The organism is Micromonospora krabiensis (genome assembly GCF_900091425.1).
In the GTDB taxonomy this organism is placed as follows: domain Bacteria; phylum Actinomycetota; class Actinomycetes; order Mycobacteriales; family Micromonosporaceae; genus Micromonospora; species Micromonospora krabiensis.
Genome location: NZ_LT598496.1, coordinates 1738441 through 1765421 on the forward strand (window position 1 = coordinate 1738441; position 26981 = coordinate 1765421).

The following is a 26981-nucleotide window of genomic DNA, read 5'->3' on the forward strand; positions in this document are numbered from 1 at the left end:
ACCACCAAGGTCGACCGCACATGCCCGAGATCCGTCCACCCGAGACCCCGCCGTCCCGCGCTCCGGATGCCGCGCCCGCCGCCACGACCGGGCCTGACCTGCCCCGCGCCGAGGCGACCGGGGCGGGGCACCGGCTCGCGGCGGCCCTGCTCCCGGTCGCCGCCGCGGTGGCCGGCGCGGTGGCGCTGGTGAGCGCGCTCCGGGTCGGAGGCGCGCTCGCCGCCGCGATCCCGGGACTCCCGGACCCCGGACCCGTCACCACTTGGGCCCTGCCCGCGGTGCGCCTGTTCGGCGACGCGCTGGCGACGCTCACCGTCGGTGCGCTGGTCACCGCCGCGTTCCTGCTGCCCGGGGACGGACCGAGCGTCTCGCCCCACGGCTGGCTGCTGCTGCGGCGCGCCGGGCTGCTCTCGGCCGGGTGGGCCGCCGCTGCGCTGACCCTGATCGTGCTGACGGTCTCGGATCTGCTCGGCCTACCGCCGCGGCGGCTGAGCGGGGCGACGGTGCTGAGCTTCGCGACCTCGATCTCGCAGGGACGGGCGCTGCTGCTGCAGGTCGCACTGGCCCTGGTGGTGACCGCGCTGGCCCGGGTCGGGGTCTCCCGAGGGCTCGCCACCACGGCGGCCGCGCTCGCCCTGGTCGCGCTGACGCCGCCGGCGTTCACCGGGCACGCCGCCGGTGCCGGCAACCACCAGACCGCGGTGAGCAGCCTCGTGCTGCACGTGCTCGCCGCGGCCCTGTGGGCCGGCGGGCTCGCCGCGCTGCTGATGGTCCGCCGAAGCCCAGGGATCGCCGACGCGGCCGGGCGCTACAGCCGCCTCGCGCTGGGCTGCCTCGTGACCGTCGCGGTGAGCGGCCTGGCCAACGCGGCCGTACGACTGGGCGCGATCGAGCAGCTGTGGCAGTCCCGGTACGGGTGGCTGGTCTGCGCCAAGCTCGTCGCGCTGATGGTCCTGGGGGTCGTGGGTGCCGCACACCGGTCCCGGACCCTGCCGGCGCTGCGTGCCCGTCGACCGGGCGCGTTCCGCCGGCTGGCCGCCGGTGAACTGGTGGTGTTCGCGGCCACCGTCGCCGTGGCCGTGGCGCTGTCCCGCAGCCCCACCCCCGTGGCGACCGACCCGGTCGAGCCCGACCCGATCACCGAACTGCTCGGCTTCCCCCTGCCGGCGGCCCCCACGCCGGGCAACCTGCTGGGGGAGCCGCTTCCCGACCTGTTCTTCCTGACCGCGAGCGTCGTCGGGGCGTACGCCTACCTGGCCGGCGTGCGACGGCTGCGTCGGGCCGGTCACCGCTGGCCGCCGGCGCGGACGCTCAGCTGGCTCGCCGGCCTGCTGGTGTTCGCCGCGTTCACCGGCCTGGGTGTCGCCCGCTACGCGTACGTCCTGTTCAGCGTCCACATGGCACAGCACATGGTGCTCTCGATGCTGGTGCCGATCCTGCTCGTCGGCGGCGCCCCGGTGACCCTCGCCCTGCGCGCGCTGCGGCGGCCCACCGACCCGCAGGTCCGGGGCGCCCGCGAGTGGCTGCTGCGCGTCCTGCACGGTCGACCGGCCCGGCTGCTGACCCATCCGGTGGTGGCGCTCGGCGGGTACGCCGGCGGCCTCTTCGCGCTGTACTTCGGTGACCTGCTCGGCGCCCTGATGCGCACCCACCTCGGGCACCTGGCCATGGTGGCCCACTTCGTGGTCTCCGGGTACCTGCTGTTCTGGGTGCTCATCGGCGTCGACCCGGGCCGCCGCCGGGTCCCCCACCCCGTCCTGGTGCTCCTCCACCTGATCGCGATGATGCTCCACGGCTTCTTCGGGCTCGCGCTCCTGCAGACCCCGACGGTGATCGCCCCCGACTGGTACCCCGCGGTCCACCCACCCTGGGCGTCGTCGGTGCTGGAGGATCAGCGGTTGGGCGCCGGCATCGCCTGGGCGTTCGGCGAGATCCCGGCCGTGTTCGTCATGGTGCTGCTCGTCCGTCAGTGGATCACCGCCGACCGGCGCGAACAGGCTCGCCTCGACCGCGCCGCCGACCGGGCCGAGGCGACCGGCGAGGAAGACGACCTGGCCCGGTACAACGCGTTCCTCGCCGAAGCCGCCCGAGCCGACACCGCCAAAGATTGAGCAACACCATCGGTGTACTGACACCGTTCCACCAACCGATCGATGCTTTCGGTGGGACCATAGCGAACGTGGCAACTGCTAAAACCGCTGCTCCCGCTATCTCGCCCCTGTCCGGCGACCCGATCAAGCCTGCAGACGCCGAACGGCTCGCCGGGGTGTTGAAGGCCTTCGCGGATCCGGCTCGCCTGCGGCTGCTCAGCCTGATCCAGTCCGCCCCGCAGGGCGAGGCGTCCGTCACGGACCTCACCGCCCCGCTCGGCCTCTCCCAGCCGACCGTGAGCCATCACCTTCGGATCCTCACCGAAGCCGGTCTCCTGGAGCGCGACAAGCGCGGGGTCTGGGTCTACTACAAGATCGTGCCGTCCGCCATCGCAGCGATCGCCGATCTGCTGACGCCGCCCCGTAAGCGGGCGACGAAGCGGACCCGCTGACCGCCTCTCGCTGATCAGCTGCCCACGCCGCGCGGCCTCTCCGCCGCGCGGCCCGCCGGCATCGGCGATCTGCCCCAGAAGGGCAGGGGTAGCGGGACCAGCCCTCCGGCGGGCGCCGGCGGCGGTAGCGGTCAGCCCGGCGTAGCCTTCCCTTCCTGATGGCGGCGCAGCCCGACGATCAGTAGCTCCACCAGCCGCCGGGCGTCGTAGCGGGGGTCACGGCCGGCACCGATGCAGAGGTTGCCGACCCCGCGCATCACCTCGTAGGCCGTCACGTCCGGGCGGATCTCGCCCGCCGCGGCCGCCGCGTCGAGCAGCCCCGCACACACCGGGACGAGACGGTCCAGGAAGTAGGCGTGCAGCGTCTGGAAGGTGGCGTCGTCGGACTGCAGCGCCTCGGCGAGACCGTGCTTGGTGACGAGGAAGTCGACGAAGAGGTCGATCCACCGCGCCAGCGCCACGTGCGGCGAGTCGCTGGTCGCGAGCAGGGTCGGCCCCGCCTCGGCACAGGCCTCGACCTGGTGTCGGTACACGGCGACGATGAGGTCGGCCCGGGTCGGGAAGTGCCGGTAGATGGTGGCGACGCCCACGCCGGCCCGGGCGGCGATGTCGCGCACCGGCACGTCGACACCGGAGGCGACGAAGGCGGCTCCGGCCGCGTTCAGCAGGGCCTGCTCGTTGCGCCGGGCGTCGGCCCGTTTCCGGGACGTCGGCGCGTCCGTTCCGCCGTCGATGTCACCCATGCCGCCGTTACCCCCGTCACACTCTTTGTCAAACGGAACGCTGTTCCGTATCGTCGTAACGGAACGCGGTTCCGCTTCTCCATCATGCCAAGCGGGTGCCGTGCCATCAACCTGCCGGTCCCCTCCAAGGAGAACCCATGCTTCACGACAACCACGCCGACTCGCCGACCCCGGTCGTCTCGGTCGCCCCGCTCACCCTGCCGGCTCCGGGTCGCGGCGACGACCTCCAGGTACGGGTGTCGGCCCCGGCGAGCGGGCACCGGTTGCCTGTCGTGCTCTTCTCGCACGGCTACGGCTGGTCGATGAACGGCTACGCACCACTGGTCGACCACTGGGCGGCCCACGGGTTCGTCGTCGTCCAACCCACCCACCTCGACTCACGGACGCTGGACATCGCGCCGGAGGACCCACGCCACCCGGAGATCTGGCGGATCCGGGTGGCCGACCTGACGCACGTCCTCGACCACCTCGATCTCGTCGAGAACGCCGTCCCCGGTCTCGCGGGACGCGTCGACCGGGACCGCGTCGCCGTCGTCGGCCACTCCTGGGGCGGCCAGACGGTGAGCATGCTGCTCGGCGCCCGCGTCCTCGACGCGGCGGGCGTCCCCGGCGAGGACCTGTCCGACCCACGCGTCACGGCCGGCGTGCTGCTGGCCACGACCGGCACCGGCGGCGCCGACCTGACCCCGTTCGCGGCCGAGCACTTCCCCTTCATGAACCCGACCTTCGCCGAGATGACCACCCCGGCCCTCGTGGTCGCGGGCGACCGGGACCAGTCGGCGCTCAGCGTCCGCGGACCGGACTGGTTCACCGACCCGTACCACCTGAGCCCCGGCCCGAAGAGCCTGCTTACCCTCTTCGGCGCCGAGCACGGCCTCGGCGGCATCGCCGGTCACCTGGTGGCCGAGACCACTGACGAGAACCCCGCCCGGGTCGCGCTGCTCCAACGGCTCACGACGGCCTACCTGCGCAGCGCACTCGACCCCGCCGACGACAGCTGGGCCACGGCGAGCGCCGAACTGACGACGAGCCCCGACCCGCTGGGCCGCCTCGAATCCAAGTAGGCACCATCCGCCCCGATGGCGTTGATCATGAAGTTGTCGCCGCGACACGCCGGCCCATCGCGCGAAAACTTCATGATCAACCCGCGGGTCGAGGCGGGGGTCAGGCGCGGGCATGGTAGGCGAGCACGCCCCGGTTGACCGCGGCGATCGCCTGGCGGGCGGTGGAGCGCAGCTCCACCGACGCGCCGCCGGAGTCGGCGAGCTGCCCGAGCAGGTCGACCACCTGGCGGGCCCACCGCACGAAGTCACCGGCCGGCATCTCGCCGTCGATCTCGTGGCCGCTGGCGAGCACCTTGGCGAGCGCCTCGCCCCGCGCCCACCGGAAGATCGGCCAGGCGAAGCCCAGATCCGGCTCACGGGTCACCGCCAACCCGCGCGCGGCCTCGTCCGCCTCGATGTCGCTCCACAGCTTCAGGGTCTCGTCGACCGCGTCCGCGACGGGTCCGCGCGGCAGCGACGCGCGTTCGTCGACGTCGCGGCGGGCCTCGAACACCACCACCGACACGGCGGCGGCCAGCTCCGCCGGGGACAACCCGTCCCAGACGCCCCGGCGCAGGCACTCGGCGACGAGCAGGTCGGCCTCGGTCCAGATCCGGCCGAGCATTCGCCCGGCGTCGGTGACCTCGCCCTCCGCCGTCAGGTAGCCGCGGCTGGTCAGCAGCGCGACGATCCGGTCGAACGTACGCGCCAGCGAGCCGGTGCGCCCGGCCACCCGCTGCCGCAGCTCCTCCGTGTCCCGCTCCAACCGGCGGCGACGCTCCGCCCAGCGGGCGTGCTCCTCCCGGTCCGGGCAGGCGTGGCAGGGGTGCCGGCGCAGCTCACCGCGCAGTTGGGTGAGCTGGTGGTCCTCCCCCACGGCCTGCCGGGACCGCCCGCCCCGGCGGCCGCCGTGCCGGTCGAGCCCGGTGCCGCTCACCGCGGCGGCGAGGTCGCGGCGGGCGGCGGGCGAGCGGTGGTTGAAGTGCTTCGGCACCCGGATCCGGGCGAGCACCTCCGCGGGCGTGGTGAAGTCGCCCGGGGTGACCCGGCCCGCCCACCGGTCCTGGGTGAGCACCAGCGGGCGCGGCTCCCCGAACCCGCCGGTGGCCGGGTCCAGCACCACCGCCAGGCCGGCCCGCCGGCCCGAGGGCACCCGGATGACGTCACCGACCCGCAGCCGTTCCAGCGACGCGACGGCCGCGGCCTTACGCTGCGTCTGCCCCTGCCGGGCGATTGCCCGCTCCCGGTCGGCGATCGCCACCCGCAGCGCGAAGTACTCGTCGAAGTCGCCGTGGTGGCAGGCCGCCTCCGCGCCGTACGCCTCGATGGTCTCGGTGTTGCGCTGCACCTGCCGGGCCAGGCCGACCACCGACCGGTCCGCCTGGAACTGGGCGAACGAGGACTCCAGCAGCGCCCGGGCCGGCTCCGCGCCGACGGAGCCGACGAGGTTCACCGCCATGTTGTACGAGGGCCGGAAGCTGGACCGCAGCGGGTAGGTGCGGGTCGACGCCAGACCGGCCACGTGCCGGGGGTCGGTCTCGGGTGACCACACCACCACGGCGTGTCCCTCGACGTCGATGCCGCGCCGCCCGGCTCGCCCAGTGAGCTGCGTGTACTCCCCCGGCGTCAGGTCGACGTGCGCCTCGCCGTTGTACTTGACCAGCCGCTCCAGCACCACGCAGCGAGCGGGCATGTTGATGCCCAGCGCGAGGGTCTCGGTGGCGAAGACGGCCTTCACCAGGCCCCGCACGAACAGCTCCTCGACGACCTCCTTGAAGGCCGGCAGCATGCCCGCGTGGTGGGCGGCGAGGCCGCGTTCGAGGCCGTCGAGCCACTCCCAGTAGCCGAGCACCGACAGGTCCTCGCCGGGGATCGCGGTCACCCGCGACTCGACCACCCGGCGGATCTCCGCCCGCTCCTCGGGCGAGGTGAGCCGCAGCCCGGCCGCGAGGCACTGCTGCACGGCCGCGTCGCAGCCGGCCCGGCTGAAGATGAACAGGATCGCGGGGAGCAGCCCCTCCCGGTCCAGCCGCTCGACGATGTCCGGCCGCATCGGGCCGCGCCAGCGGGGGCCGCGCCGCCCGGAACCCGGCCCGGCGCTGCGCCCCTCGCCCAGCTCCAGCCGGCGCATCGTGTCCCGGGTGTAGCGCAGCAGCTCCGGGTGCACGTCGTGCTTGCGGGCCGCGTCGGCGTCGTGGAACAGGTCGAACATCCGCTTGCCGACCAGCATGTGCTGCCACAGCGGCACCGGCCGGTGCTCGCTGACCACCACCGCCGTCTCGCCGCGCACGGTGACCAGCCAGTCGGCGAACTCCTCGGCGTTCGAGACGGTCGCCGACAGGGAGACCAGGGTGACCGAGGCGGGCAGGTGGATGATCACCTCTTCCCACACGCCGCCCCGGAACCGGTCGGCGAGGTAGTGCACCTCGTCCATCACCACGTACGCCAGGCCTTCCAGGGTGCTGGAGCCGGCGTAGAGCATGTTGCGCAGCACCTCGGTGGTCATGACCACCACGGGCGCGTCGCCGTTGATCGCGTTGTCGCCGGTGAGCAGGCCGACCTGCTCGGCGCCGTAGCGGTCGACCAGGTCGTGGTACTTCTGGTTGGACAGCGCCTTGATCGGCGTCGTGTAGAAGCACTTGCGCCGAGCGCCCGGCTCCGCGTCGGCGGCCGGCGCCTTCGCCCCACCGCGCAGGGCCAGGTGGACGGCGAACTCACCCACCACGGTCTTGCCCGCGCCGGTGGGCGCGCAGACCAACACGCCGCTGCCACGTTCCAACGACTGGCACGCCTCGCGCTGGAAGTCGTCGAGATCGAACCCCAGGTCAAGGGCGAACTCGTCCAGCGCCGGAAACTCGGAGGCCTGCGCGGCCCGGCGGCGCGCCGCGGCGTACCGCTCGGCGGGGCTCGACATGGAACCAAGATTAATGCGTGCCCGGGCACGGCACCGGACAAGGCCGACCGGTCGGGCCGTCGGGGGCGGTCGGTAGGGTGCACGACGTGCCGGACCAACCCGAACCGCCCCAGACCCCTGCCGTGGGCCACGTCGGCGGCGGCCCGCTCCCCCGACCGTCCCGCCGGCCGGTCAAGGCCGTCCTCTTCGACTTCCACGGCACCCTCGCGCAGGTCGAGGAGCCCCGCGAGTGGGTGCTGAAGGCCGCCGCGGCCTGCGGGACGACCCTGGACCCGATCCGCGCCACCTCCCTGGCCGACCGGCTGCTCACCGCCGGGCGGGCGGGCGGCCCGCTGCCCGCCCGGGTGCCGGCCCCGCTCGCCGAGCTGTGGTCGGCACGCGACCTCTACCCGCACGCGCACCGGGCGGCCTACACCGGGCTCGCCGAGCAGGTCGACGCCGGCATCGAGGGCTTCGCCGACGCCCTCTACGAGCGGCTGCTGGTCCCGGACGGCTGGGTCCCCTATCCGGACACGGCGCCGACCATCGCCGCGCTGCGCGACGCGGGCATCCGGGTGGCCGTGGTCAGCAACATCGGCTTCGACCTGCGGCCCATGTTCGACGCGTGGCAGCTCACCGACCTGATCGACGCGTTCGTGCTGTCGTACGAGGTGGGGCGCTGCAAGCCCGACCCGGCGATCTTCTGGCGTGCCTGCGGGATGCTCGGCGTCGACCCGGAGCAGACGCTGATGGTGGGCGACACGCCGGCCGACGCGGGGGCCGCCGCGGCGGGTTGCGCCGTGCTGGTGCTGCCGGCGGCCGACCCGGGCCGCGAGAACGGCCTCGGCGCGGTCCTCGACCTGGCCCTGTCGGCCTGACCGTCGGCGGCCACCGACGGCAGTCGGCCCGCGACCACCGTCGTCAGCCCCGCACCACCTCCTGCGCGAGGGCGACCAGGTCCGGCACCGCCGGGTGACTCGGCGGCTGACGCCAGGCCAGCAGCACGGTCACCTCGGGCGTGTCGGTGAGCGGCACGTACGCGACCGCCGGTGTGGGGTACATGGCGGCGGTCGCCGTGGTGGTCACGCCGACGGCCCGGCCGGCACCGATCGCCGCGAGCCAGTCGTCCGTGTTGGCCACCGACACGACCGTCGCCGGGGCGGCGTGTGGCGGCCACAGCCCGAGGGTGGTCGTGCCCGTCTCGGCGTTCAGGGCGATCGGTTGGTCGACGAGGTCGGCCAGGGTGAGCGCGTCCCGGCCGGCGAGCGGGCTGTCCGCCGGCACGGTGGCCAGCCGCGCCTCGGCGAGCAGCCGCACCGACCGCACGTCGGGCAGGTCCACCGGCTGGCGCAGCAGGGCCGCGTCGACCGCCCCGCGGGCCAGGCCGGCCGTGCGGTCGTCGATCCGCAGCAGCTCCAGTGGCGTGCCCGGGTGGGCCTGTCGCCAGCGGCGTTGCAGCGTGACGGTGTGGCGGCCGAGCGCCGACCAGGCGTGCCCCAGCCGCACCGGCCAGCCTGCCCCCTGCCCAGGAGTCAGGACGTCGTCCACGGCGGCCACCGCCGCGGCGGCCCGGTCGCGGAACGAGCGGCCGGCCTCGGTGAGCGCCAGGTGGTGGGTGGACCGGTCCACCAGCCGTACGCCGAGGTGGTCCTCCAACTGGCGCAGCGTCCGCGAGAGCGCCGGCTGGGTCACCCGCAGCCGCACGGCGGCACGGGTGATGGTGCCCTCGTCCGCGATGGCGAGGAAGGCGCGCAGGTGCCGCAGCTCGACGGTCATAACCAGGAAGCATAAGCACAGGGGGACCGGCATTTCCCGGCCGCCGCCCCGCCTCCTACCGTTTCAGGCGTGACCGACATCCTGCTCCCCGACCGTGCCACGACCGCCGCGCCGCCGGCCCGCCGGGGCGACATCGGTGCCGTCGGGCTGGTCCTCGGCGGGGCGCTGTCGGTCCAGTTCGGCTCCGCCGTGGCGGCGTTGCTCTTCCCCCGCACCGGCGTGTTCGGCGCGGTCACCCTCCGGCTCACCATCTCGGCCGTCCTGCTGCTGGTCGTGTGCCGGCCCCGGCTGCGTGGGCGCGACCGGGGCGACTGGTTGGCCGCTGGAGCGTTCGGGCTGGCTCTGGCCGGCATGAACTCGATCTTCTACCAGGCCATCGACCGGATCCCGCTCGGCCCGGCCGTCACCCTGGAGGTGCTCGGCCCGCTCGCGCTGTCGGTGTTCACCGGCCGCCGGGCCGCGAGCTGGGCGTGCGCGGGGGTCGCGCTGGCCGGCGTGGCCCTGCTCGGGCAGGGCGGCTTCGACCGCCTCGACCCGCTCGGCGCCGGGCTCGCCCTCGCCGCCGGGGCTACGTGGGCGGCGTACATCGTGCTCAGCGCCCGGGTCGGAGCCCGCTTCCAGGGCGCCGACGGGCTGGCCGTGGCCCTCACCGTCGCCGCGCTGGTCACCCTGCCGCCGGGGCTCGCGACCACCGGAACGGTCCTGCTGGACCCGTCGGTGCTGGCGCTCGGGGCGGTCCTCGCCGTCATGGCGTCCGGGCTGCCGTACACCCTCGAACTGCTCGCCCTGCGCCGGTTGCCCACCGCCACCTTCGCGGTGCTGATGAGCCTCGGCCCGGCGGTCGCCGCCCTCGCTGGCTACCTGGTGCTCGGGCAGGAGCTGCACGCCACGGAGGTGTTGGCCATCGCTCTGGTCATCGCGGCCAGCGTCGGCGCGGTCCAGGTCAACGCAGCAGCCGCAGCGCGCCCGGGACGGCGGTGACCGTCACCGGCAGGTCCAGGGAACGCTCCCCGTCGGCGTACGTGGTGATGCCCTCGGCGGCCAGCTCGACGCTGCGCACCCGGTAGCTGTGCACGAGCGGGTGCCGCACGTGGGTGCCCTGGTAGATGCTCGGCTTGACCCGGACCAGGGTGCGCCGGTCGAGTCGCCCGCCGACGACCACGTCGAGCAGCCCGTCGGTCGGGTCGGCGTCGGGGCAGATCCGCATGCCGCCGCCGTAGCTGGGGCAGTTGCCCACCGCCACCAGCACCGCGTCCACCTCGTGCGGCTCGCCGTCGAGGCGCAGCTTGTAGCGGCGGGGCCGCAGCCGCGCCAGCTCCACGAGGATCGCCAGGTCGTACCGGCGGCGGCCGCGCGGCCAGCGCATCCGGTTCGCCCGCTCGTTGACGATCGCGTCGAAGCCGGCGGCGAGCACCGCGCCGTACCAGCGGGGTGGGCCGGTCGGGCTGGTCAGGCGGGCGAGGTCCACCGGGTGGCTGCGGCCGGCGCGCAGCGCGCCGGCGATCACCTCCGCGGCGGCGAGCGGGTCGGGCGGGTAGCCGGTGTCGGCCGCGAAGTCGTTGCCGGTACCCGCCGGGACGGGACCGAACGGGATCCCGGTGCCCGCGACCGCCTGCAGCGCGCGGTGCACCGTGCCGTCGCCGCCCACCGCGACCAGGGCCGCGGCTCCCTCGGCCACCGCGGCGTGGCAGGCCGCCTCCGCCCCGTCGGCGCTGCCCGCCTCCAGCAGCCGCACCGGCCGGCCGCCGGTGGCGAGCCGCGACAGCAGCGGCGCCAGCAGACCCCGGTGCCGGCCCCGTCCCGCGGTCGGGTTGGCCAGCACGGCGACGGGACCGTCGGGGGTGGCGGAGGGGTGATCTTCTGCGGTCACGGCGAGGAACCTACCGTGACGACGAAGGCCGCCCGGTCCGGGCGGCCTTCGTCGTTTCAGCGTGTCGTGCCGGCGTGTCGCGTGGTGCCGGCCCGGTTACCGTCCGTCAGGTCATGTCGTCGTAGCGGCGCTCGATCGGCGCCGGCGCGGCGACCGGCTCCGGTGCCTCGATGGGCCCGCTCGCGTCGACCCGCTGCCCGGCCTCGACCGGTTCCCGGTCGAACTCCAGCGGCGACACCTCGTCGTCGGCGACCCCGGCGTACATCTCCTTGCCCCGCCCCCGACGCCTGTCGTTGATGAACGCCACCCCGACCGCGGCGAAGTAGAGCGCGCAGAGGCAGACCGCCAGGGCGGTCATGCCGAACGGGTCCGGGGTGGGGGTGACCACCGCCGAGAAGGCGAAGAAGACGAAGACCGCCACCCGCCACCAACTCAGCAGACGCTTGGCGCTGGCCAGGCCGACGAAGTTGAGCATCAGCACGATCAGCGGGAACTCGAACGCCACCCCGAACAGCAGGATCAGGTTGGTGACGAACGAGATGTAGCGGGTCACCTCGAGGGTGGTCGCGATGTCCGGCCCGGAGATGTTGAGCAGGAACTCGAGGCCCTTGGTGGTCACGAAGAAAGCCAGCACCGCGCCGGCCGCGAACAGCGGCGCCGCGAGCGCGGTGAAGATGTACGCGTAGCGACGCTCGTGCCGGTGCAGGCCCGGGGCGATGAACGCCCAGAGCTGGTAGAGCCAGATCGGAGCGGCGACGATGAGCCCCACCCAGAGCGCGATCTTCAGGTTGAGCAGGAAGACGTCCGCCACGCCCAGCTGCACGAACTTGCACAGGCCGGTGTCGGGGTCGATCGACTGCGGCAGGTCGCAGTAGGGCTTGGAGAGCAACACCCGGACGCGCTCCGCCAGCGCGAAGCCGACCCCGAAGCCGACCAGGATCGCCAGCGAGGCGCGGAACAGGCGGTTGCGCAGCTCCCGAATATGCTCGATGAGCGTCATCGAGCCGTCGGCGGCCCGCTCGAAGTTGCTCGGGCCGCGCTTACGCAGTGCGAAGGCCACCGTTCTCGGGCCCGTCGGTCAGTTGTCGCGGACGCGCTGCACCGGGTCGACGACCGGCTGCTGCGGGGCGGCCTGGTACGGCGCCTGCTGCGGCTGCCCGGTGTAGGGGGCCTGCTGCCCGGCGTGCGGCGGCAGCGGCTGGTAGCCGGCCTGCGCGTCGGCCTTCTCGGCCAGGTCGCGGTCGTCGTCCTGCAGGCTCTTGGTCTCGGCCTTGATGATCCGCAGCGAGCGGCCGAGCGAGCGGGCCGCGTCGGGGAGCCGCTTGGCGCCGAAGAGCAGGATGAGCACGACCACGAGGACGGCGATGTGCCACGGCTTGAGGGCACCCATGGGAAGCTCCAGTCGCTTGTCAGACAGCAGGGGTGGTGTCGGAGCCCATCGTACGTGCGTATCGGCCCGTTGCCACCGGCCGGGCGGGGGTGGTTCCTCCCGGCCGGTGAAGTCTTGACCAACGCGGGATGTTCCGTCAACCACCCGGTCCGGATCGTCCGCGCGGGCGCTGACGACGGTCGATCAGCCCTGCCGCTTGGCCTTGATCAGCTCCATCCGGTGCTGGGCGGTGAGGAGCTGCTCCTGGAGCGACTCGGCCCGCGCCTGCAGCGCCTGGGCCGACCCGGCGAGCGCCTCCGCGTCGGCCTGCCGGCGCTGCAGCGCCACGGCGGCACGGCGCAGCTGGGGCAGCCGGGCCAGCACCGTCCGGACGGCCAACGCGAGCACGAGGAGCGCGAACAGCACCAGCCCGAGCACGATCCACTTCACCACGGCGGTCAGCCTACCGGGGGCCGGCGGCCACCGCCGGGTCGCCGCCGGGCGTGGGCGCGTCGGCCGCCGGGTCGCGGCGGGCGGCGGGCGCCGGTCGGGCGTACGCGTCCAGCGCGGCCGTCGCCGTCGCCCGCACCTGCTCGGCCAGCTCGACCGGGGACACCACGGTCACGTCGGGGCCGAGGCCGAGCACGAACCGGCGCGCCCAGTTGAGGTCGGTCACCCGCAACGAGACCAGCCACTGGTCGCCGTCGCCGGGCTCGACGCGCTCGCACGGGTAGTACTCGGTGATCCACCGCTCGCCCCGACCCACCCGCAGGGTGATCAGCGGCAGGTCGGGTGAGGGGCGGAACACCCCGTCGCTGAGATCGTGCGGGCGGGCCTGCGGCGGCACCGCGGCCGGCTCGTCCAGCTCGGTGACCGCGTCGATCCGGTCGGCCCGGAACAGCCGGACGGCCTCGGCGCGGCGGCACCACGCCTCCACGTACGCCCGCCCACCCACCATGAGCATCCGCAGCGGGTCGATGGTGCGTTCGGTGGTCTCGTCCCGGGCCGCCGTGTAGTAGGTGATGCGCAGCGCCCGACCGCCGTCGACGGCGGTGCGCAGCGACTCCACCCGCCGGGTGTCGGCCGGCAGCCGCACCTCCACCGGGGCGCCGACCAGGTCACCGGCCGCGTCCTCGATCTTCGCGAGGGCCCGCTCGACCGCCTCCCGGTTACTCACCCCGGGCGTCTCGGCGAGCATCCGCAGCGCCACCACCAGGGCCAGCGCCTCGTCCGGGGTGAGCCGCAGCGGCCGGTCGATGCCGGCGTCGTAGGTGATGGTCACCCGGTCGCCGTCGAACGCCATGTCGATCAGGTCGCCCGGCCCGTACCCGGGCAGCCCGCACACCCAGAGCAGCTCCAGGTCCTCCCGCAGCTGGCGCTCGGTGACACCGAGGTCACCGGCCGCCTCGGCGATCTCGATGCCGGGGCGGGCCAGCAGGTAGGGCACCAGATTGAGCAGCCGGGCGAGCCGGTCGGCGGAGGCGCGGGAGCCGCCGCGGGCGGCGGGACGCGTCATCGGGGTCCTCCCGCGCCGGCGAGCTCGTCGTGCCGCACGGCGATCTCCTTCAGCCGCTGGATGACGGCCTCGCGGACCTCCGGCGGGTCGAGCACCCGCACGTCCGGGCCGTAACCGACGAGCTGGCCGGCGAGGTAGTCGGCGTCCGCGTACGGCAGGACCAGCCGGTCGCCGTCGGGACCGGCCGCGCACTCCACCGCCCAGCGGCGCAACCCGGCGGCCCGACCCGGGGTGGCCAGCACGGTCGCCCGCCCCGGCCGCTCCACCGGCCCGGACCAGCGGGCGACGTGGCTGATCAGGTCGACCCCGACGGGCGGCTCGTAGGCACCCGGGGCGCCGGTGAGCCGCACCTGACCCACCACGCGGGACAGCCGGAAGCAGCGGGTCGCGTCCCGGTCCAGGTCGTGGCCGACCACGTACCACCGGCCGCGCCAGCAGACCACGCCCCACGGTTGGAGCCGGCGGCGGCTGGGGGCGTCGCGGTCGGGCACCCGGTAGTCGAAGCCGACCTCGCGGCGGTCGCGGGCGGCGGCCGCCAGCGGCGCGAAGGCCGGGTCGACGGTGACCATCGGCTCCAGACCGAGGGTGGCCTGCGGGTCGACGTCCACCCCCGCGGCCCGCAGCTTGGCCAGGCCGGAGGAGGCCGCGGCCGCCAGGCCGGCGTGCTGCCAGAGCCGCGCGGCGATGCCCACCGCCGCCGCCTCGTCCGGTTCGAGGGGGATGTCGGGCAGGGCGTACTCGCGGGGGGCGATGCGGTAGCCGGGCTCCGCGTCGAACACGCTCGCGGTGCCGGTCTCCAGCGGGACGCCCAGCTCACGCAGCTCGGCCTTGTCCCGCTCGAACTTGCGCTGGAACGCCTCGTGGTCACGCGCGTCGTCCGGGTCGTGCTCGTAGCCGGGCACGGTCGCGGCGATCTGCGCGGCGGTGAGGAACCGACGCGTGGACAGCAGACAGATCACCAGGTTGACCAGGCGTTCGGTACGGGTCCGGGACACGGGTAGACGCTAGCAGCCGCCGCGCCGCGCGCGTGCACCCGCGCGGGCGCGGCGCGGGCACGGACACCCGCGGTGACCTGTCGCGTCCACGGGCGGGACGGTAACGACGGCCATAGGGTTGCCCCATGGCCCAACCGGAGGTCAAGTCCGAGAGCGTCGGCACGGTCGTCGTCGCGGGCGCGGCGAACCTCGCCATCGCGGCGGCCAAGCTGGTCGCCGGCCTGATCTCCGGTTCCGCGGCGATGCTCTCCGAGGCCGCGCACTCGGTCGCCGACACCACCACCGAGGTGCTGCTCTTCGTGGCGCTGCGCCGGGGGGCCCGGCCGGCGGACGCGCGGCACCCGTTCGGCTACGGCAAGGAGAGCTACGTCTGGGCCTTCTTCGCGGCCCTGTTCACCTTCGTCGCCGGCGCCGGCTTCGCGATCACGCACGGCGTGACCACCATCCTGGTCCACGAGCACAGCGGCGACTACCTGGTCTCGTACGTGGTGCTCGTGGTCTCCTTCGTCATCGAGTCGATCTCCCTCGCCCGGGCGGTACGCCAGGTCCGCCGGGAGTCCCGGCGGTGGCGGACCACTCCCCTGCGGTACCTGCGGCTGACCGCCGACACCACGGTGAAGGCGGTGGTCCTGGAGGACAGCGCGGCGCTGGTCGGCCTGCTCCTGGCCGGGCTGGGCGTCGGCCTGTCGGAGCTCACCGGCGACGAGCTGTGGGACGGCGTCGCCTCGGTGCTGATCGGCCTGCTGCTGCTGGTGGTGGCGGCGACCCTGGCGTACAGCAACCTGTCGCTGCTGGTCGGCCGCGGGGTGCCCGACCGGCTGCGCAGGGAGATCGAACGGTCGCTGGCCGGGCTGCCCGAGGTGCAGCGGATCGACACGCTGCTCACCATGCAGCTCGGCCCGGTCGACATCCTCGTCGCCGCCAAGGTCGACTTCGACGACGAGGCAACCGGGGCGGCCATCGAGGCGGCCGCCGACGAGGCGGAGCGGCGGCTGCGGTCCCGGTTCCCCGAGATCCGCTTCCTCTTCCTCGACCCGACCCGGTCACTGCCCGGCGCGACCCTGCGGTCCCGCCCCGCACCGGAGCCGCCCACCGGCGACCCACCCACCGACCCCGGCGCGGGCTGACCGGCCGCGCACCCGCCCGTCCGACGTCCCGGCCCGGTCGCCCCCCGGCGGCGACGCGGACCGGCCCCGCCGATAGCGTGCCGGGCATGGTGCGATGGCGGTCCGGGACGGTGACGGCGCTGCGGCGAAGGTGGGCCGGGGCGGTGGAGCTGGACGTGGACCTGCCCGACGGATCGACCATGCGGGCGCTCGCCTACCCCCACCTGGTGGGCACGCCCGAACCGGGCGACCGGGTGCTGCTCAACGCCGGCGCACTGCTGATGGGGCTGGGCACCGGCGGGTACGCCCACGTGGTGGCGCTGCCGGACCGCCTGCCGCCGGACCCGCCGCAGGCCGGCGACACCCGCGACGCCGGCCACCTCGTGAAGGCCCGCTACACGCCACTTCAGCCCATCCTGCTCGGCGTGGACGAGGAGGCGTCACCGCACCGCTCGGTGCTGGAGACGGCCGACGACCTGGGCGGCCTGCCGGTGGTCACCGCCGACCTGCACTCGGCGCTGCCGGCGATCCTGGCGGGCGTACGGGCGGACGCGCCGACGGCCCGGGTGGCGTACGTGCTGACCGACGGCGGGGCGCTGCCGGCCTGGTTCTCCCGCACCCTCGCCGGGCTGCGCGAGCACCTGGTCGGCACGGTCAGCGTCGGTCAGGCCTTCGGCGGCGACCTGGAGGCGACCACCCTGCACACCGGCCTGCTCGCCGCCCGGCACGTGCTCCACGCCGACGTGGCGGTCGTCGCGCAGGGACCGGGCAACCTGGGCACCGGCACCCGGTGGGGGTTCTCCGGCGTCGCGGTCGGCGAGGCGGTCAACGCGATCGCCACGCTGGGCGGGCGCCCGGTCGGATCGTTGCGCATCTCCGCCGCCGACGCCCGCCCCCGGCACCAGGGCGTGTCGCACCACAGCCTCACCGCGTACGGCCGGGTGGCGCTGGCCCCCGCCGAGCTGGTGGTGCCCGACGGTCTCGACCCGGGCCTGGCCGCCGAGGTAGACGCGGCGCTGGCCCCCCTCGCCGCGCGGCACCGGATCGTGCGGGTGGCCACCGACGGGCTGGACGCCGCGCTGCGGTCCAGCGCGGTGCCGCTGTCCACGATGGGGCGCGGCCTGGACGGCGACCACGCCTACTTCCTCGCCGCCGCGGCCGCCGGCCGGCACGCGACGACGCTGCTCGGCTGACCCTCCCCCAGGGTCAGCGGACCACTGGACGCTTCTCCTTCGGCAGCGCCTCGATCATCTCGCGCGGCAGGTTGAGCGTGTCCGCGATGATCTCGGCAGGGGTGTTCGCCATCCACTGGGACAGGGAGATGTCGGCGAAGCGCGGCTTGCGGAACATCTCCAGGAACACCAGCGGCTCGTCGCCGAGGTTCTCGATGTAGTGGCCGTACGCGAACGGCACGTACCCGACGTCGCCGGCCCGGAAGTCGAAGGTCCGCGCCACGCCGGTGCTGGCGAAGACGCCCATCCGCCCCCGCCCCGAGATGTAGTACTGCCACTCGTCGTCGGTGGGGTGCCAGTGCAGCTCGCGCAGGCCGCCCGGTTGGATCTCGACCCGGGCGGCGCAGATGTCGGTCGCCGCGGCGAAGTTGGTCACGTCGGCGATCCGGACCGTGCCGCCCGGGAACCGCTTCGGCTCCTGGTCCATCAGCCGGTGGCTGAACGTACGCGGCACCTCCCCGCTGGGGCTGACCACCCGGTCCTGGTCCAGGGGCGGTGGCACCTGGCCGGCGAAGATGTACTTCTCCCGCTCGGGCAGGCTCTCCAGTTGCTCCGGCGCCCAGCCGAAGTTCTTCGCGATCACGTCCCGCGGGGTGTGCGCGAAGAAGTCGCTGATCAGGAACGTGCCGTTCTCGGAGAAGGCGCCGTCGTCGAAGACGAGCAGGAACTCCACACCCTCGTCCAGCGCCTGGATGTGGTGCGGCACGCCGTGCGGGAAGAACCAGAGGTCACCGGCCCGCACGTCGTCGAGGAAGTTGCGGCCCTCGTGGTCCACGGCGCTGATCCGGCAGCTGCCCCGCAGCACGTACGCCCACTCGGCCTGCTGGTGCCAGTGCAGCTCGCGGTAGGCGCCCGGCTCCAACGCCATGTCCACGCCGGCGAGCTTCGTGGCGACCGGCAGCTCTCGCTGGGTGATCTCGCGTGTCCAGCCGCCCCGTTCGATGCGCTGGTGCGCGTCGGCGAAGGAGAACCGGAGGTTCGGCACAGTGCCCGCGTCGGTGGCCGGCGGCACCAGCAGGTCGGGGTTCTCCCGGTCCCGCGTCACGTCCCGCGGCCCGGGGTCCTGCCAGCCCTTGCCGGCCCGCTGTGGCTGGGGCACCGTCGAGTCGTCCGCCATGATCGCCTCCCGCGTCGTCGTCTCCCCGCGCGCGCCGACCGGCTGGGCGTCGACGGGACGCGGGCCGCGGCGGCGGGAGGCGGTTACCCGACCCCGCGACCCGACCGGGCCAAGGCCTGGCCCGCGTGGGCCACGGACGGAAGGCGGGACGGCGACCCCGCGCGGCCGGCGGGCGGGTGACCGGCGGGTCAGGCGAGGAAGATCAGGGCGAGCCAACCGCCCACGATGAGCACCAGCGCGAGCGCCAGCACCCAGGTGGGCACCGTGTACTCGCCGCGCCGGTTGCGCTCGATCTCGGCGCGGATCTTCTCCCGCCGGCGCTCGACCCAGTTCTGTCGCTGGCGGCCGCTGTCGCCGGGCTCCTGGCTCGGCTGGGGACTCGGGGACGTCGTCATGGCCCGGTCAGCCTACCGGGCCGGTCGGGCCGGCGGCGTTCGCCACCGCCGACCCGACCCGACGCCGTCACATGCTGGCGATCAGCCGCTCGACCCGCTCGTCGTACGCCCGGAACGGGTCCTTGCAGAGCACGGTGCGCTGCGCCTGGTCGTTGAGCTTGAGGTGCACCCAGTCGACGGTGAAGTCGCGCCGCTTCTCCTGCGCGTGCCGGATGAACTCGCCGCGCAGCCGGGCGCGGGTCGTCTGCGGCGGAGTCTCCTTCGCCTCGAAGATCTCCGGGTCGGTCGCCACCCGGTCGACCTCGCCGCGCCGCTCCAACAGCCCGTAGAGGCCGCGACCGCGCCGCAGGTCGTGGTAGGCGAGGTCCATCTGGGCGACCCGGGGGTGCGACAGCGGCAGGTCGTGCTTGCGCTGGTAACGCTCGATCAGCCGCAGCTTCGTCACCCAGTCGATTTCCCGCGACACGGGCTCCAGGTCACCGGTCTCGACGGCGCGCAGCACCCGGCCCCACAGCTCGACCACCCGCTTGGCGGTCTGGTCGCCGCCACGACGCTCGACGAACTCGGTGGCCTTCGCCAGGTATTCCTGCTGGATCTCCAGCGCGCTGACCTCCTTGCCGGAGGCGAGCCGCACCTTGCGCCGGCCGGTGATGTCGTGCGACACCTCGCGGATCGCCCGGATCGGGTTCTCCAGGGTGAGGTCGCGCATCACCACGCCCGCCTCGATCATCCGCAGCACGATGTCGGCCGTGCCGACCTTGAGCAGCGTGGTGACCTCGTTCATGTTGGAGTCGCCGACGATCACGTGCAGCCGGCGGTAGCGCTCGGCGTCGGCGTGCGGCTCGTCCCGGGTGTTGATGATCGGCCGGCTGCGGGTGGTGGCCGAGGAGACGCCCTCCCAGATGTGCTCGGCCCGCTGGGAGAGGCAGTAGACCGCCCCGCGCGGGGTCTGCAGCACCTTGCCCGCCCCGCAGATCAACTGGCGGGTGACCAGGAACGGGATCAGCACGTCGGCCAGCCGGCCGAACTCGCCGTGCCGGGAGACGAGGTAGTTCTCGTGGCAGCCGTACGAGTTGCCGGCCGAGTCGGTGTTGTTCTTGAACAGGTAGATCTCACCCGCGATGCCCTCGTCGTGCAGCCGCTTCTCCGCGTCGACGAGCAGCCCCTCCAGGATCCGCTCGCCGGCCCGGTCGTGGGCGACCAGGTCGACGACCGAGTCACACTCGGGGGTGGCGTACTCCGGGTGGGAACCGACGTCCAGGTAGAGCCGGGCCCCGTTGCGCAGGAACACGTTGCTGGACCGACCCCAGGACACCACACGACGGAAGAGGTAACGGGCGACCTCGTCGGGGGACAGCCGCCGCTGACCCCGATAGGTGCAGGTGACGCCGTACTCGGTCTCGAGGCCGAAGATTCGCCGCTCCATGGTGTGACATTAGCCGCCCGAAGGGCCCGTTCGTCACTGTCACACCACAGGTCGTACGCGCGGGACGGGTCAAACCCCGTCCGACTGCGACATTCCGTCCGGGCCCAGCGTCGCCACGTACGCCCGGCAGGCCGCGTAGTCGGGAAGCAGGCCCGACTCCCGGGCCTCCGCGAGGGTCGGGGCGGCGGCGTCCCGGGCCGACAACTGCGGGACGTCGGCCGGCCACTCGATACCCAGCTCCTCGTCCAGCGGGTGCACCGCGTGCTCGCCGGTCGGGTTGTAGGTGGCCGAGCAGAGGTAGCTCAGGGTGGCGTCGTCGGTCAGCGCGCAGAACCCGTGCCCCAGTCCCTCGGCGAGGTAGACCGCCCGGCGCTCCGCGTCGTCCAGCCGCACGCCCTCCCAACGGCCGAAGGTGGGCGAGCCGACCCGCAGGTCGACCACCACGTCGAGCACCGCGCCGCGGACGCAGGTGACGTACTTGGCCTGGCCCGGAGGGACGTCGGCGAAGTGGATGCCGCGTACCACGCCCCGGCCGGAGACGGACAGGTTCGCCTGCGCCAGCCGCAGCGGGTGACCGACGGCCTCGGCGAGCCGGTCGAACCGGTACCACTCCATGAACATGCCGCGCGGGTCGCCGTGCTGCTGCGGGGTGATCTCCCAGGCGCCCTCGATGCTCAACGGCCGGATCTTCATCGCGGCACCCCCTCGCCGTGCTTCTCCGCCAGCAGGCCGAGCAGGTAGTCCCCGTAACCGCTCTTGGTCAGCGGCTCGGCGAGCGCCCGCAGCTGGTCGTCGTCGAGCAGGCCGGCCCGCCAGGCCACCTCCTCCACACAGCCGATCTTGAGGCCCTGGCGCTCCTCGATGACCCGGACGAACTCGGCCGCCTGCATCATCGACGTGAAGGTGCCGGTGTCCAGCCAGGCCGTGCCCCGGTCCAGGACGGTCACCGACAGCTCGCCCATCTCCCGGTACGCCTCGTTCACCGCGGTGATCTCCAGCTCGCCCCGTGCGCTCGGGGTGAGCTTGCTGGCGATCTCGACCACCCGGTTGTCGTAGAAGTACAGCCCCGGCACCGCGTAGCGGGACTTCGGCTGGGCCGGCTTCTCCTCGATCGAGAGGACCCGGCCGTCGGCGTCGAAGTCGACCACGCCGTACGCCTCCGGGTTCGCCACCGGGTAGGCGAACACCCGGCCGCCGACCTGGTCGCCGTGCGCGGTGAGCTGCCGACCCAGGCCGACGCCGTGGAAGATGTTGTCGCCGAGGATCAGCGCCACCGTCTCGTCACCGATGAAGTCCGCGCCGAGCACGAACGCCTGCGCGATGCCCTCCGGACGGGCCTGGGCCACGTACTCCAGCCGGAGCCCCCACTGGCTGCCGTCGCCGAGCAGCCGGCGGAACTGGTCCTGGTCCTCGGGGGTCGTGATCACCAGGATCTCCCGCACGCCCGACATCACCAGCGTGGAGAGGGGGTAGTAGATCATCGGCTTGTCGAAGACCGGCATCAGCTGCTTCGACACCGCCCGGGTGACCGGCCAGAGCCGCGAGCCGGTGCCACCGGCGAGTAGGATTCCGCGCACCCGAGGGAGGGTACCGGGCGACGCCGTGCCCGGCGAGCGGGGTCGGCGGACGCGATCTCCCGCACGTTTGGCGTACACTTCCGGACCCGTGAGGATCCTCGTCACCGGCGGAGCCGGGTTTATCGGGTCGGAGTACGTGCGACTGCTGTTGGGCAAGCCCCTGGGCAGTGGTGTCGGCGTGCCGTCGATCGAACCGTCGGTGGTGACGGTGTTGGACAAACTGACCTATTCGGGGAACCTGGCGAACCTGGATCCGGTGCGTGCCGACGGTCGGCTGCGGTTCGTGCGGGGTGACATCTGTGACCCGGTGGTGGTCGACGAGGTGATGGCCGGCCAGGACGTGGTGGTGCACTTCGCGGCGGAGTCGCACGTCGACCGGTCGATCGCGGGGGCGGCGCCGTTCGTGACCACGAACGTGTTGGGTACGCAGACGCTGCTGGACGCGGCGTTGCGGCACGGGGTGGGTCGGTTCGTGCACGTGTCCACCGACGAGGTGTACGGGTCGATCGAGTCCGGGTCGTGGACCGAGACGTGGCCGCTGGCGCCGAACTCGCCGTACTCGGCGTCGAAGGCCGGCTCGGACCTGCTCGCCCTGGCCTATCACCGCACCCACGGCATGGACGTGGTGGTGACCCGCTGCTCCAACAACTACGGGCCGTACCAGTTCCCGGAGAAGGTCATCCCGCTGTTCGTGACGAACCTGCTCGACGGGGGCACGGTGCCGCTGTACGGCGACGGCGGGAACGTGCGGGACTGGCTGCACGTGCACGACCACTGCCGGGGCATCGCCCTGGTGCAGCAGAAGGGCCGCCCCGGTGAGGTCTACAACATCGGTGGCGGCACCGAGCTGACCAACAAGGAACTCACCGGCCGGCTCCTGGACGCCTGCGGTGCCGGCTGGGACCGGGTCGTGCCCGTCGCCGACCGCAAGGGCCACGACCGCCGCTACTCCCTGGACATCACCAAGATCCACGAGGAGCTCGGCTACACCCCCAGCATCGACCTCGACCACGGCCTGGCCGAGACCGTCGCCTGGTACCGCGACAACCGGACCTGGTGGGAACCCCTCAAGCCCAACGCGACCGCATGACCCGCCTGCTCGTCACCGGCGCCGCCGGCATGCTCGGGCGTGACCTGCTCGACGTGCTCGGCGGGCGGCCCGACCTGAAGGCGACCGCGGCCACCCGCGCCGAACTCGACATCACCGAGGCCACCGCGGTCCAGGCCGCCGTGGCGGGTCACGACGTGGTGATCAACTGCGCGGCGTGGACCGATGTCGACGGCGCCGAGACCCACGAGGACGCGGCGACCGCGGTCAACGGACACGCCGTGGCGCACCTCGCCCGGGCCTGCGCCGAGACCGGCGCGCGCCTGATCCAGATCTCCACCGACTACGTGTTCCCCGGCGACGCCGACTACCCGTACCCGGAGGAGGCGCCGACCGCGCCGATCAACGCGTACGGCCGCGGCAAGCTCGTAGGCGAGCAGGCCGTCACCCGGCTGCTCCCCGACACCGGCTACGTCGTCCGTACCGCATGGCTCTACGGCGCGCACGGGCCGAACTTCGTCGCGACCATGCTCCGGCTCGCCGAGCAGCGTGATCACCTCGACGTCGTCGACGACCAGCAGGGGCAGCCCACCTGGTCGTACGCCCTCGCGTCCCGCCTGGTCGAGCTCGCCGACGCGGCCCTCGCCGGCCGCGCCCCGGCGGGCGTCTACCACGGCACCTGCGCCGGCCGCACCACCTGGTACGGCCTGGCCCGCGCCGCCTTCGCGCTGCGCGGTCTCGATCCGGACCGGATCCGACCCACGACCAGTGACCGGTTTCCGCGTCCCGCACCACGACCGGCGTACAGTGTGCTAGGGCACCACCGTTGGACCGCTGCGGGCCTGACACCGTTGCCGGACTGGCATGACACCCTTCGTGCCGCGTTCGCATCCTCCGCTCCCCCGTGGAAGGTCTCATGAAGCTCACCCTCGTGACCGGTCTGACCGGTCTGATACTGCTGGGCACGATCATCGAGCTGCTGCGTCGCCGGCAGCTCCGCGAGAAGTACGGCATGCTGTGGCTCGGCGTGCTGGTGATCGTCATCCCGCTGTCGCTGTTCCCCCGACTGCTCGACAGCGTCGCCGAACTCCTCGGCGTCGCCTCCGGCGTCAGCCTCGTCCTCTTCCTCGGCATCGTCTTCCTGCTGCTGGTCTGCGTGCACCTGAGCTGGGAGGTCAGCGCCCTGGAGGAGGAGACCCGCACCCTCGCCGAAGACTTCGCCCTGCTCCGCGCCGAGATCGACGCCGAGCGCGCCGCCCGGAACGAACTGGTGTCTCACGATGGTTAACGGCAAGCGTGTCCTGATCATCATCCCGGCCCTGAACGAGTCGGGATCCATCGGCGACGTGGTGAACGAGGTCCGGGGCGAGCTGCCCGGCGTCACCGTCCTCGTGGTCGACGACGGCTCCAGCGACCGCACCGCCGCCGTCGCCGCCGCCGCCGGCGCCCGGGTCGCCAAGCTGCCCTACAACCTCGGCGTGGGCGGCGCCATGCGGCTCGGCTACCGGTACGCCTGGGAGCACGACTTCGACGTCGCGATCCAGATCGACGCCGACGGCCAGCACGACCCCCGCTACGTGCCCAAGCTCGTCGACCTGCTCGACGACAACGACCTGGTGATCGGTGCCCGGTTCGCCGGCGAGGGTGACTACAGCGTCCGCGGCCCCCGCCGCTGGGCCATGGTGATGCTCTCGGCGGTGCTCTCCCGGGTCGCCCGCACCAAGCTCACCGACACCACCTCCGGTTTCCGGGCCGCCAACCGCCGCGTCATCGAGATGTTCGCCCGGTGGTACCCGGTGGAGTACCTCGGCGACACGGTCGAGACCCTCGTGCACACGGCCCGCCGCGGCTACAAGATCCGGCAGGTCCCGGTCGCGATGCGCAAGCGCATGGCCGGCACACCCAGCCACTCCCCCGCCAAGGCGATGATCTACCTGGGCCGGGCGTTCGCGGTGCTCACGCTGGCGCTCATCCGCCGGTGATCCGACGGCTGTTGAGTCTGGTCCCGCCCGGCACCATCGCCATCGGTGCCGGGCTGGGCCTTCTCGGGCTCGCCTCCTACGTCCACCTCGCGGTGGCGGGGCACAACCTCACCGAGGCGGACTACTCGTCGCTCTCCGTCCTCTGGTCGATCGTCTTCACCCTCGGCATCGGCGTGTTCATGCCGGTCGAGCAGGAGGTCGCCCGGATCGTGGCCGCCCGGCGTACGCAGGGGCTGCCGCCCGGGCCGGTGCTGGCCCGCGGCGCGGCCCTCGCCGCCGCCGTGCTCGCCGTCATGGTCGTCCTCATCCTCGCCGCCCGCGGGGTGCTGACCGACCGGCTGTTCGCCGGCGACTCCGCCATGGTGACGGTGCTGATCGGCTCCCTCGCCGCACTCGCCGTCGCCCACACCACCCGCGGCGTCCTCTCCGGCCTCCAGCTCTTCCCCTGGTACGGCACGCAACTCGGCGTCGACGGCGGACTGCGGATCGGGCTGGTCGCCCTGCTCGGCCTCGCGGGCGTCACCTCGCCCGTCTGGTACGGCGCCGTGCTGGTCGCCGCGCCGCTCATCGGCGTCGCCGTGACCCTGCCACCGGTGCTGCGGGCGGCGGGGCAGGGCGGCGTGCCGGTCGCCTGGCGGGTGCTGCTGCGCGGCCTGGGCCTGCTGACCGTCTCCAGCCTGCTCTCCCAGGTCGTGGTCAACATCGGCGTGATCAACGTGCGGGTGCTCGCACCGTCCGACGTGGCAACCGCGGGCGCCCTGCTCTCCGCGCTCGTCCTGGTGCGGATCCCACTGTTCGTCTTCGCCTCGCTCCAGGCGTCGCTGCTGCCCGGTCTGGCCACCGCCGCCAGCACCGGCGACCTGGCTACCTTCCGCGGTCTGCTGCGCCGCACGCTCGGCGTCGTCACCGCCCTCGGCCTCGTGGGCGCGCTCGGCGCCGTCCTGCTCGGCCCCTGGCTGGTGCGCACCCTCTTCGACGCGCCGGACGTGCTCGGGCACGGCGACTTCGCCGTGCTCGGTGCCGCCACCCTCGCGTACCTCTGGGCGATGGTGCTGGGCCAGACGCTGCTCGCCCTCGACCGGCACCGGGCGCAGGCGGTGGCGTGGATCGCCGGCGTGGTGGTGCTCGCCGCAGTGACGCTCGTCCCCCTCCCGGTCGACCTCCGCGTCGAACTCGCCTACGCGACCGGTTCACTCGTCACCGCCGCTGTCATGGCCGCCCTGCTCCGCGGTGCCACCGGTGCCGTGTCCGCCCCCGCCCCGGCGCGGCATGCCGTCGCCGTCGGCCCCTCCGGAGGCAACCGATGACCCGACCCCGGGTGAGCGCCGTCATGCTCGCCTACGGCCCGGAGCCCTACCTCGCCGACGCGGCCCGCGCCGTGCTCGCCAGCAGCGACGTGGACGTCGAGCTGATCGTGGTCGACAACGGCTGCACCGGGGACGGCATCGACGTCGTCAAGGGCTTCCCCGGGGTGCGGGTGGTCCGGCCCGAGGAGAACACCGGTTACGCCGGCGGCTGCCGGGTCGGTGCCGCCGAGGCCACCGGTGACTGGCTCGTGTTCGTCAACTCCGACGCGGAGGTCGCCCCCGACGCGCTCGCGAAGATCACCGCGGTCGCCGCCGAGCCCGGCGTCGGCGCCGCCATGGCCTCCATCCGGCTGGCCGACGACCCCGACCTGATGAACACCGCCGGGAACCCGCTGCACTACACCGGCCTGTCCTGGGCGGGCGGCAACGGCGAACCCGCCAGCGCCCACGCCACGCGCCAGGTCGTACCGACCCTCAGCGGGTGCTGCTTCGTCATCAGCCAGCGGCTCTGGCGGGAGCTGGACGGCTTCGCCGCCGAGTACTTCGCCTACCACGAGGACACCGAGCTCAGCCTCCGGCTGTGGCAGCGCGGCCTCCGCCTGGAGTACGTGCCGGACGCGGTGGTGCGCCACCACTACGAGTTCTCCCGCAACACGCTGAAGCTCTACCTGGTCGAGCGGAACCGACTGGTCACCCTCCTCACCACATACGAGGCGCGGTCGCTCGCCCTGCTCGCCCCGGCGCTGCTGCTGACCGAGGTCTCCATGTTCACCGCCGCCGTCCTCGGCGGCTGGTCGCGCCAGAAGGTCCAGGGCTGGCAGTGGCTGTGGCGCAACCGCGCCTGGCTGCGCGCCCGGCGGCGACAGCTGCAGACGGAGCGGAGCGTGCCGGACGGGGTGATCGCCGACCTCATGACCGGGCGTGTCACCCCCTCCGGGGTGCCGACCGCGCCCGGACTCGGTGCCTTCAACGTCGTGGCGGGCGGCTACTGGGCGCTCACCAGGCCGCTGCTTCGACGCCGCTGACCGGCGGCCGGCGGTCGCC

General features: G+C 73.6%; 27 protein-coding genes. 13 read left to right on the plus strand and 14 right to left on the minus strand.

Going from position 1 to position 26981, the window contains the following annotated elements:
• Nucleotides 1–20 precede the first annotated feature (20 nt).
• Together GA0070620_RS07705 and GA0070620_RS07710 are read left to right on the plus strand one after the other, a co-directional pair.
• Nucleotides 21–2111 (plus strand): cytochrome c oxidase assembly protein, encoded by a 2091-nt coding sequence (locus tag GA0070620_RS07705; protein WP_091589211.1) that lies wholly within the window; start codon nt 21–23, stop codon nt 2109–2111.
• A 68-nt stretch (nt 2112–2179) separates the two neighbouring features.
• On the plus strand, nt 2180–2542 hold the full coding sequence (locus GA0070620_RS07710; RefSeq protein WP_091589212.1) for an ArsR/SmtB family transcription factor: 363 nt from the start codon (nt 2180–2182) through the stop codon (nt 2540–2542).
• Nucleotides 2543–2673: 131 nt separating this feature from the next.
• Here GA0070620_RS07710 and GA0070620_RS07715 read toward each other — a convergent pair whose 3' ends face one another.
• Nucleotides 2674–3285, minus strand: coding sequence for a TetR/AcrR family transcriptional regulator (locus tag GA0070620_RS07715; protein ID WP_091589213.1), 612 nt, complete (start codon nt 3283–3285; stop codon nt 2674–2676).
• Nucleotides 3286–3422: 137 nt separating this feature from the next.
• Here GA0070620_RS07715 and GA0070620_RS07720 point away from each other — a divergent pair, with 137 nt between their 5' ends.
• Complete coding sequence (locus GA0070620_RS07720) at nt 3423–4349, plus strand: alpha/beta hydrolase family protein (RefSeq protein ID WP_091589214.1); 927 nt, start codon at nt 3423–3425, stop codon at nt 4347–4349.
• 100 nt (nt 4350–4449) lie between these two features.
• Here GA0070620_RS07720 and GA0070620_RS07725 read toward each other — a convergent pair whose 3' ends face one another.
• Entirely contained in the window at nt 4450–7242 is a 2793-nt protein-coding gene (locus GA0070620_RS07725; RefSeq protein ID WP_091589215.1) for a DEAD/DEAH box helicase, read from the minus strand.
• A gap of 86 nt (nt 7243–7328) precedes the next feature.
• Between GA0070620_RS07725 and GA0070620_RS07730 the strand changes: the two genes are divergently transcribed.
• Nucleotides 7329–8099: an HAD family hydrolase gene (locus GA0070620_RS07730; protein ID WP_091598307.1), complete on the plus strand. Its 771-nt coding sequence runs from the start codon at nt 7329–7331 to the stop codon at nt 8097–8099.
• A 43-nt stretch (nt 8100–8142) separates the two neighbouring features.
• Here GA0070620_RS07730 and GA0070620_RS07735 read toward each other — a convergent pair whose 3' ends face one another.
• Nucleotides 8143–8997, minus strand: a complete 855-nt coding sequence (locus tag GA0070620_RS07735; RefSeq protein WP_091589216.1) for a LysR family transcriptional regulator — start codon at nt 8995–8997, stop codon at nt 8143–8145.
• Nucleotides 8998–9075: 78 nt separating this feature from the next.
• Between GA0070620_RS07735 and GA0070620_RS07740 the strand changes: the two genes are divergently transcribed.
• Nucleotides 9076–9978, plus strand: coding sequence for an EamA family transporter (locus GA0070620_RS07740; protein ID WP_231922402.1), 903 nt, complete (start codon nt 9076–9078; stop codon nt 9976–9978).
• Here GA0070620_RS07740 and GA0070620_RS07745 read toward each other — a convergent pair.
• From GA0070620_RS07745 to GA0070620_RS07770, 6 genes are all read right to left on the minus strand, one after another.
• A complete protein-coding gene (locus tag GA0070620_RS07745) occupies nt 9941–10867 on the minus strand; it encodes a diacylglycerol kinase (protein WP_091589218.1) in 927 nt (308 codons plus the stop codon). The two genes, GA0070620_RS07740 and GA0070620_RS07745, sit on opposite strands and share 38 nt — an antisense overlap.
• Nucleotides 10868–10973: 106 nt before the next feature.
• The gene (tatC, locus tag GA0070620_RS07750) at nt 10974–11927 is read right to left on the minus strand and encodes a twin-arginine translocase subunit TatC (RefSeq protein ID WP_091589219.1); all 954 of its coding nucleotides are present in this window, start codon (nt 11925–11927) and stop codon (nt 10974–10976) included.
• An 18-nt stretch (nt 11928–11945) separates the two neighbouring features.
• Nucleotides 11946–12257, minus strand: coding sequence for a Sec-independent protein translocase subunit TatA (gene tatA / locus GA0070620_RS07755; RefSeq protein ID WP_091589220.1), 312 nt, complete (start codon nt 12255–12257; stop codon nt 11946–11948).
• Nucleotides 12258–12440: 183 nt separating this feature from the next.
• Nucleotides 12441–12689, minus strand: a complete 249-nt coding sequence (locus GA0070620_RS07760) for a hypothetical protein (protein WP_091589221.1) — start codon at nt 12687–12689, stop codon at nt 12441–12443.
• A 10-nt stretch (nt 12690–12699) separates the two neighbouring features.
• Nucleotides 12700–13752, minus strand: coding sequence for a helix-turn-helix transcriptional regulator (locus tag GA0070620_RS07765; protein ID WP_091589222.1), 1053 nt, complete (start codon nt 13750–13752; stop codon nt 12700–12702).
• A complete protein-coding gene (locus GA0070620_RS07770; protein WP_091589223.1) occupies nt 13749–14747 on the minus strand; it encodes a helix-turn-helix transcriptional regulator in 999 nt (332 codons plus the stop codon). Before GA0070620_RS07770 ends, GA0070620_RS07765 begins: the two co-directional genes overlap by 4 nt.
• Before the next feature lie 125 nt (nt 14748–14872).
• Between GA0070620_RS07770 and GA0070620_RS07775 the strand changes: the two genes are divergently transcribed.
• Together GA0070620_RS07775 and GA0070620_RS07780 are read left to right on the plus strand one after the other, a co-directional pair.
• On the plus strand, nt 14873–15874 hold the full coding sequence (locus GA0070620_RS07775; protein ID WP_091589224.1) for a cation diffusion facilitator family transporter: 1002 nt from the start codon (nt 14873–14875) through the stop codon (nt 15872–15874).
• An 86-nt stretch (nt 15875–15960) separates the two neighbouring features.
• Nucleotides 15961–17046, plus strand: a complete 1086-nt coding sequence (locus GA0070620_RS07780; protein WP_091589225.1) for a DUF3866 family protein — start codon at nt 15961–15963, stop codon at nt 17044–17046.
• 13 nt (nt 17047–17059) lie between these two features.
• Here GA0070620_RS07780 and GA0070620_RS07785 read toward each other — a convergent pair whose 3' ends face one another.
• The 5 genes from GA0070620_RS07785 to rfbA form a co-directional block, all read right to left on the minus strand.
• Nucleotides 17060–18202 (minus strand): oxalate decarboxylase family bicupin, encoded by a 1143-nt coding sequence (locus GA0070620_RS07785; protein WP_091589226.1) that lies wholly within the window; start codon nt 18200–18202, stop codon nt 17060–17062.
• Nucleotides 18203–18390: 188 nt separating this feature from the next.
• Nucleotides 18391–18597, minus strand: a complete 207-nt coding sequence (locus GA0070620_RS07790; RefSeq protein WP_091589227.1) for a hypothetical protein — start codon at nt 18595–18597, stop codon at nt 18391–18393.
• Between the two features lie 67 nt (nt 18598–18664).
• Nucleotides 18665–20023, minus strand: coding sequence for a Pup--protein ligase (gene pafA / locus GA0070620_RS07795; RefSeq protein WP_091589228.1), 1359 nt, complete (start codon nt 20021–20023; stop codon nt 18665–18667).
• 69 nt (nt 20024–20092) lie between these two features.
• On the minus strand, nt 20093–20716 hold the full coding sequence (gene rfbC, locus GA0070620_RS07800) for a dTDP-4-dehydrorhamnose 3,5-epimerase (RefSeq protein ID WP_091589229.1): 624 nt from the start codon (nt 20714–20716) through the stop codon (nt 20093–20095).
• Complete coding sequence (rfbA, locus tag GA0070620_RS07805; protein ID WP_091589230.1) at nt 20713–21600, minus strand: glucose-1-phosphate thymidylyltransferase RfbA; 888 nt, start codon at nt 21598–21600, stop codon at nt 20713–20715. Before rfbA ends, rfbC begins: the two co-directional genes overlap by 4 nt.
• An 88-nt stretch (nt 21601–21688) precedes the next feature.
• Between rfbA and rfbB the strand changes: the two genes are divergently transcribed.
• The 6 genes from rfbB to GA0070620_RS07835 are packed head-to-tail and all read left to right on the plus strand — an operon-like array spanning nt 21689 to nt 26962.
• Complete coding sequence (rfbB, locus tag GA0070620_RS07810) at nt 21689–22690, plus strand: dTDP-glucose 4,6-dehydratase (RefSeq protein ID WP_091589231.1); 1002 nt, start codon at nt 21689–21691, stop codon at nt 22688–22690.
• Nucleotides 22687–23568 carry a dTDP-4-dehydrorhamnose reductase gene (gene rfbD, locus GA0070620_RS07815; protein WP_091589232.1) on the plus strand — a complete coding sequence of 294 codons (882 nt, stop codon included), beginning with the start codon at nt 22687–22689 and terminating at the stop codon, nt 23566–23568. The genes rfbB and rfbD overlap by 4 nt, the downstream gene beginning before the upstream one ends.
• Nucleotides 23565–23936, plus strand: coding sequence for a DUF2304 domain-containing protein (locus GA0070620_RS07820; RefSeq protein ID WP_091589233.1), 372 nt, complete (start codon nt 23565–23567; stop codon nt 23934–23936). Before rfbD ends, GA0070620_RS07820 begins: the two co-directional genes overlap by 4 nt.
• Nucleotides 23929–24630, plus strand: coding sequence for a glycosyltransferase family 2 protein (locus GA0070620_RS07825; RefSeq protein ID WP_091589234.1), 702 nt, complete (start codon nt 23929–23931; stop codon nt 24628–24630). The genes GA0070620_RS07820 and GA0070620_RS07825 overlap by 8 nt, the downstream gene beginning before the upstream one ends.
• Nucleotides 24627–25937, plus strand: coding sequence for a lipopolysaccharide biosynthesis protein (locus tag GA0070620_RS07830; RefSeq protein WP_231922284.1), 1311 nt, complete (start codon nt 24627–24629; stop codon nt 25935–25937). The genes GA0070620_RS07825 and GA0070620_RS07830 overlap by 4 nt, the downstream gene beginning before the upstream one ends.
• Nucleotides 25934–26962, plus strand: a complete 1029-nt coding sequence (locus GA0070620_RS07835; RefSeq protein ID WP_091589235.1) for a glycosyltransferase family 2 protein — start codon at nt 25934–25936, stop codon at nt 26960–26962. The genes GA0070620_RS07830 and GA0070620_RS07835 overlap by 4 nt, the downstream gene beginning before the upstream one ends.
• Nucleotides 26963–26981: the final 19 nt, after the last annotated feature.

Bases quoted from the DNA above. Each gene is read 5' to 3' on its own strand.
- GA0070620_RS07705 (WP_091589211.1), top strand. From the start codon at position 21: ATGCCCGAGATCCGTCCACCCGAGACCCCGCCGTCCCGCGCTCCGGAT.
- GA0070620_RS07715 (WP_091589213.1), bottom strand. From the start codon at position 3,285: ATGGGTGACATCGACGGCGGAACGGACGCGCCGACGTCCCGGAAACGG.
- GA0070620_RS07720 (WP_091589214.1), top strand. From the start codon at position 3,423: ATGCTTCACGACAACCACGCCGACTCGCCGACCCCGGTCGTCTCGGTC.
- GA0070620_RS07725 (WP_091589215.1), bottom strand. From the start codon at position 7,242: ATGTCGAGCCCCGCCGAGCGGTACGCCGCGGCGCGCCGCCGGGCCGCG.
- GA0070620_RS07735 (WP_091589216.1), bottom strand. From the start codon at position 8,997: ATGACCGTCGAGCTGCGGCACCTGCGCGCCTTCCTCGCCATCGCGGAC.
- tatA (WP_091589220.1), bottom strand. From the start codon at position 12,257: ATGGGTGCCCTCAAGCCGTGGCACATCGCCGTCCTCGTGGTCGTGCTC.
- GA0070620_RS07765 (WP_091589222.1), bottom strand. From the start codon at position 13,752: ATGACGCGTCCCGCCGCCCGCGGCGGCTCCCGCGCCTCCGCCGACCGG.
- GA0070620_RS07775 (WP_091589224.1), top strand. From the start codon at position 14,873: ATGGCCCAACCGGAGGTCAAGTCCGAGAGCGTCGGCACGGTCGTCGTC.
- GA0070620_RS07780 (WP_091589225.1), top strand. From the start codon at position 15,961: ATGGTGCGATGGCGGTCCGGGACGGTGACGGCGCTGCGGCGAAGGTGG.
- GA0070620_RS07785 (WP_091589226.1), bottom strand. From the start codon at position 18,202: ATGGCGGACGACTCGACGGTGCCCCAGCCACAGCGGGCCGGCAAGGGC.
- GA0070620_RS07790 (WP_091589227.1), bottom strand. From the start codon at position 18,597: ATGACGACGTCCCCGAGTCCCCAGCCGAGCCAGGAGCCCGGCGACAGC.
- pafA (WP_091589228.1), bottom strand. From the start codon at position 20,023: ATGGAGCGGCGAATCTTCGGCCTCGAGACCGAGTACGGCGTCACCTGC.
- rfbC (WP_091589229.1), bottom strand. From the start codon at position 20,716: ATGAAGATCCGGCCGTTGAGCATCGAGGGCGCCTGGGAGATCACCCCG.
- rfbD (WP_091589232.1), top strand. From the start codon at position 22,687: ATGACCCGCCTGCTCGTCACCGGCGCCGCCGGCATGCTCGGGCGTGAC.
- GA0070620_RS07820 (WP_091589233.1), top strand. From the start codon at position 23,565: ATGAAGCTCACCCTCGTGACCGGTCTGACCGGTCTGATACTGCTGGGC.
- GA0070620_RS07825 (WP_091589234.1), top strand. From the start codon at position 23,929: ATGGTTAACGGCAAGCGTGTCCTGATCATCATCCCGGCCCTGAACGAG.
- GA0070620_RS07835 (WP_091589235.1), top strand. From the start codon at position 25,934: ATGACCCGACCCCGGGTGAGCGCCGTCATGCTCGCCTACGGCCCGGAG.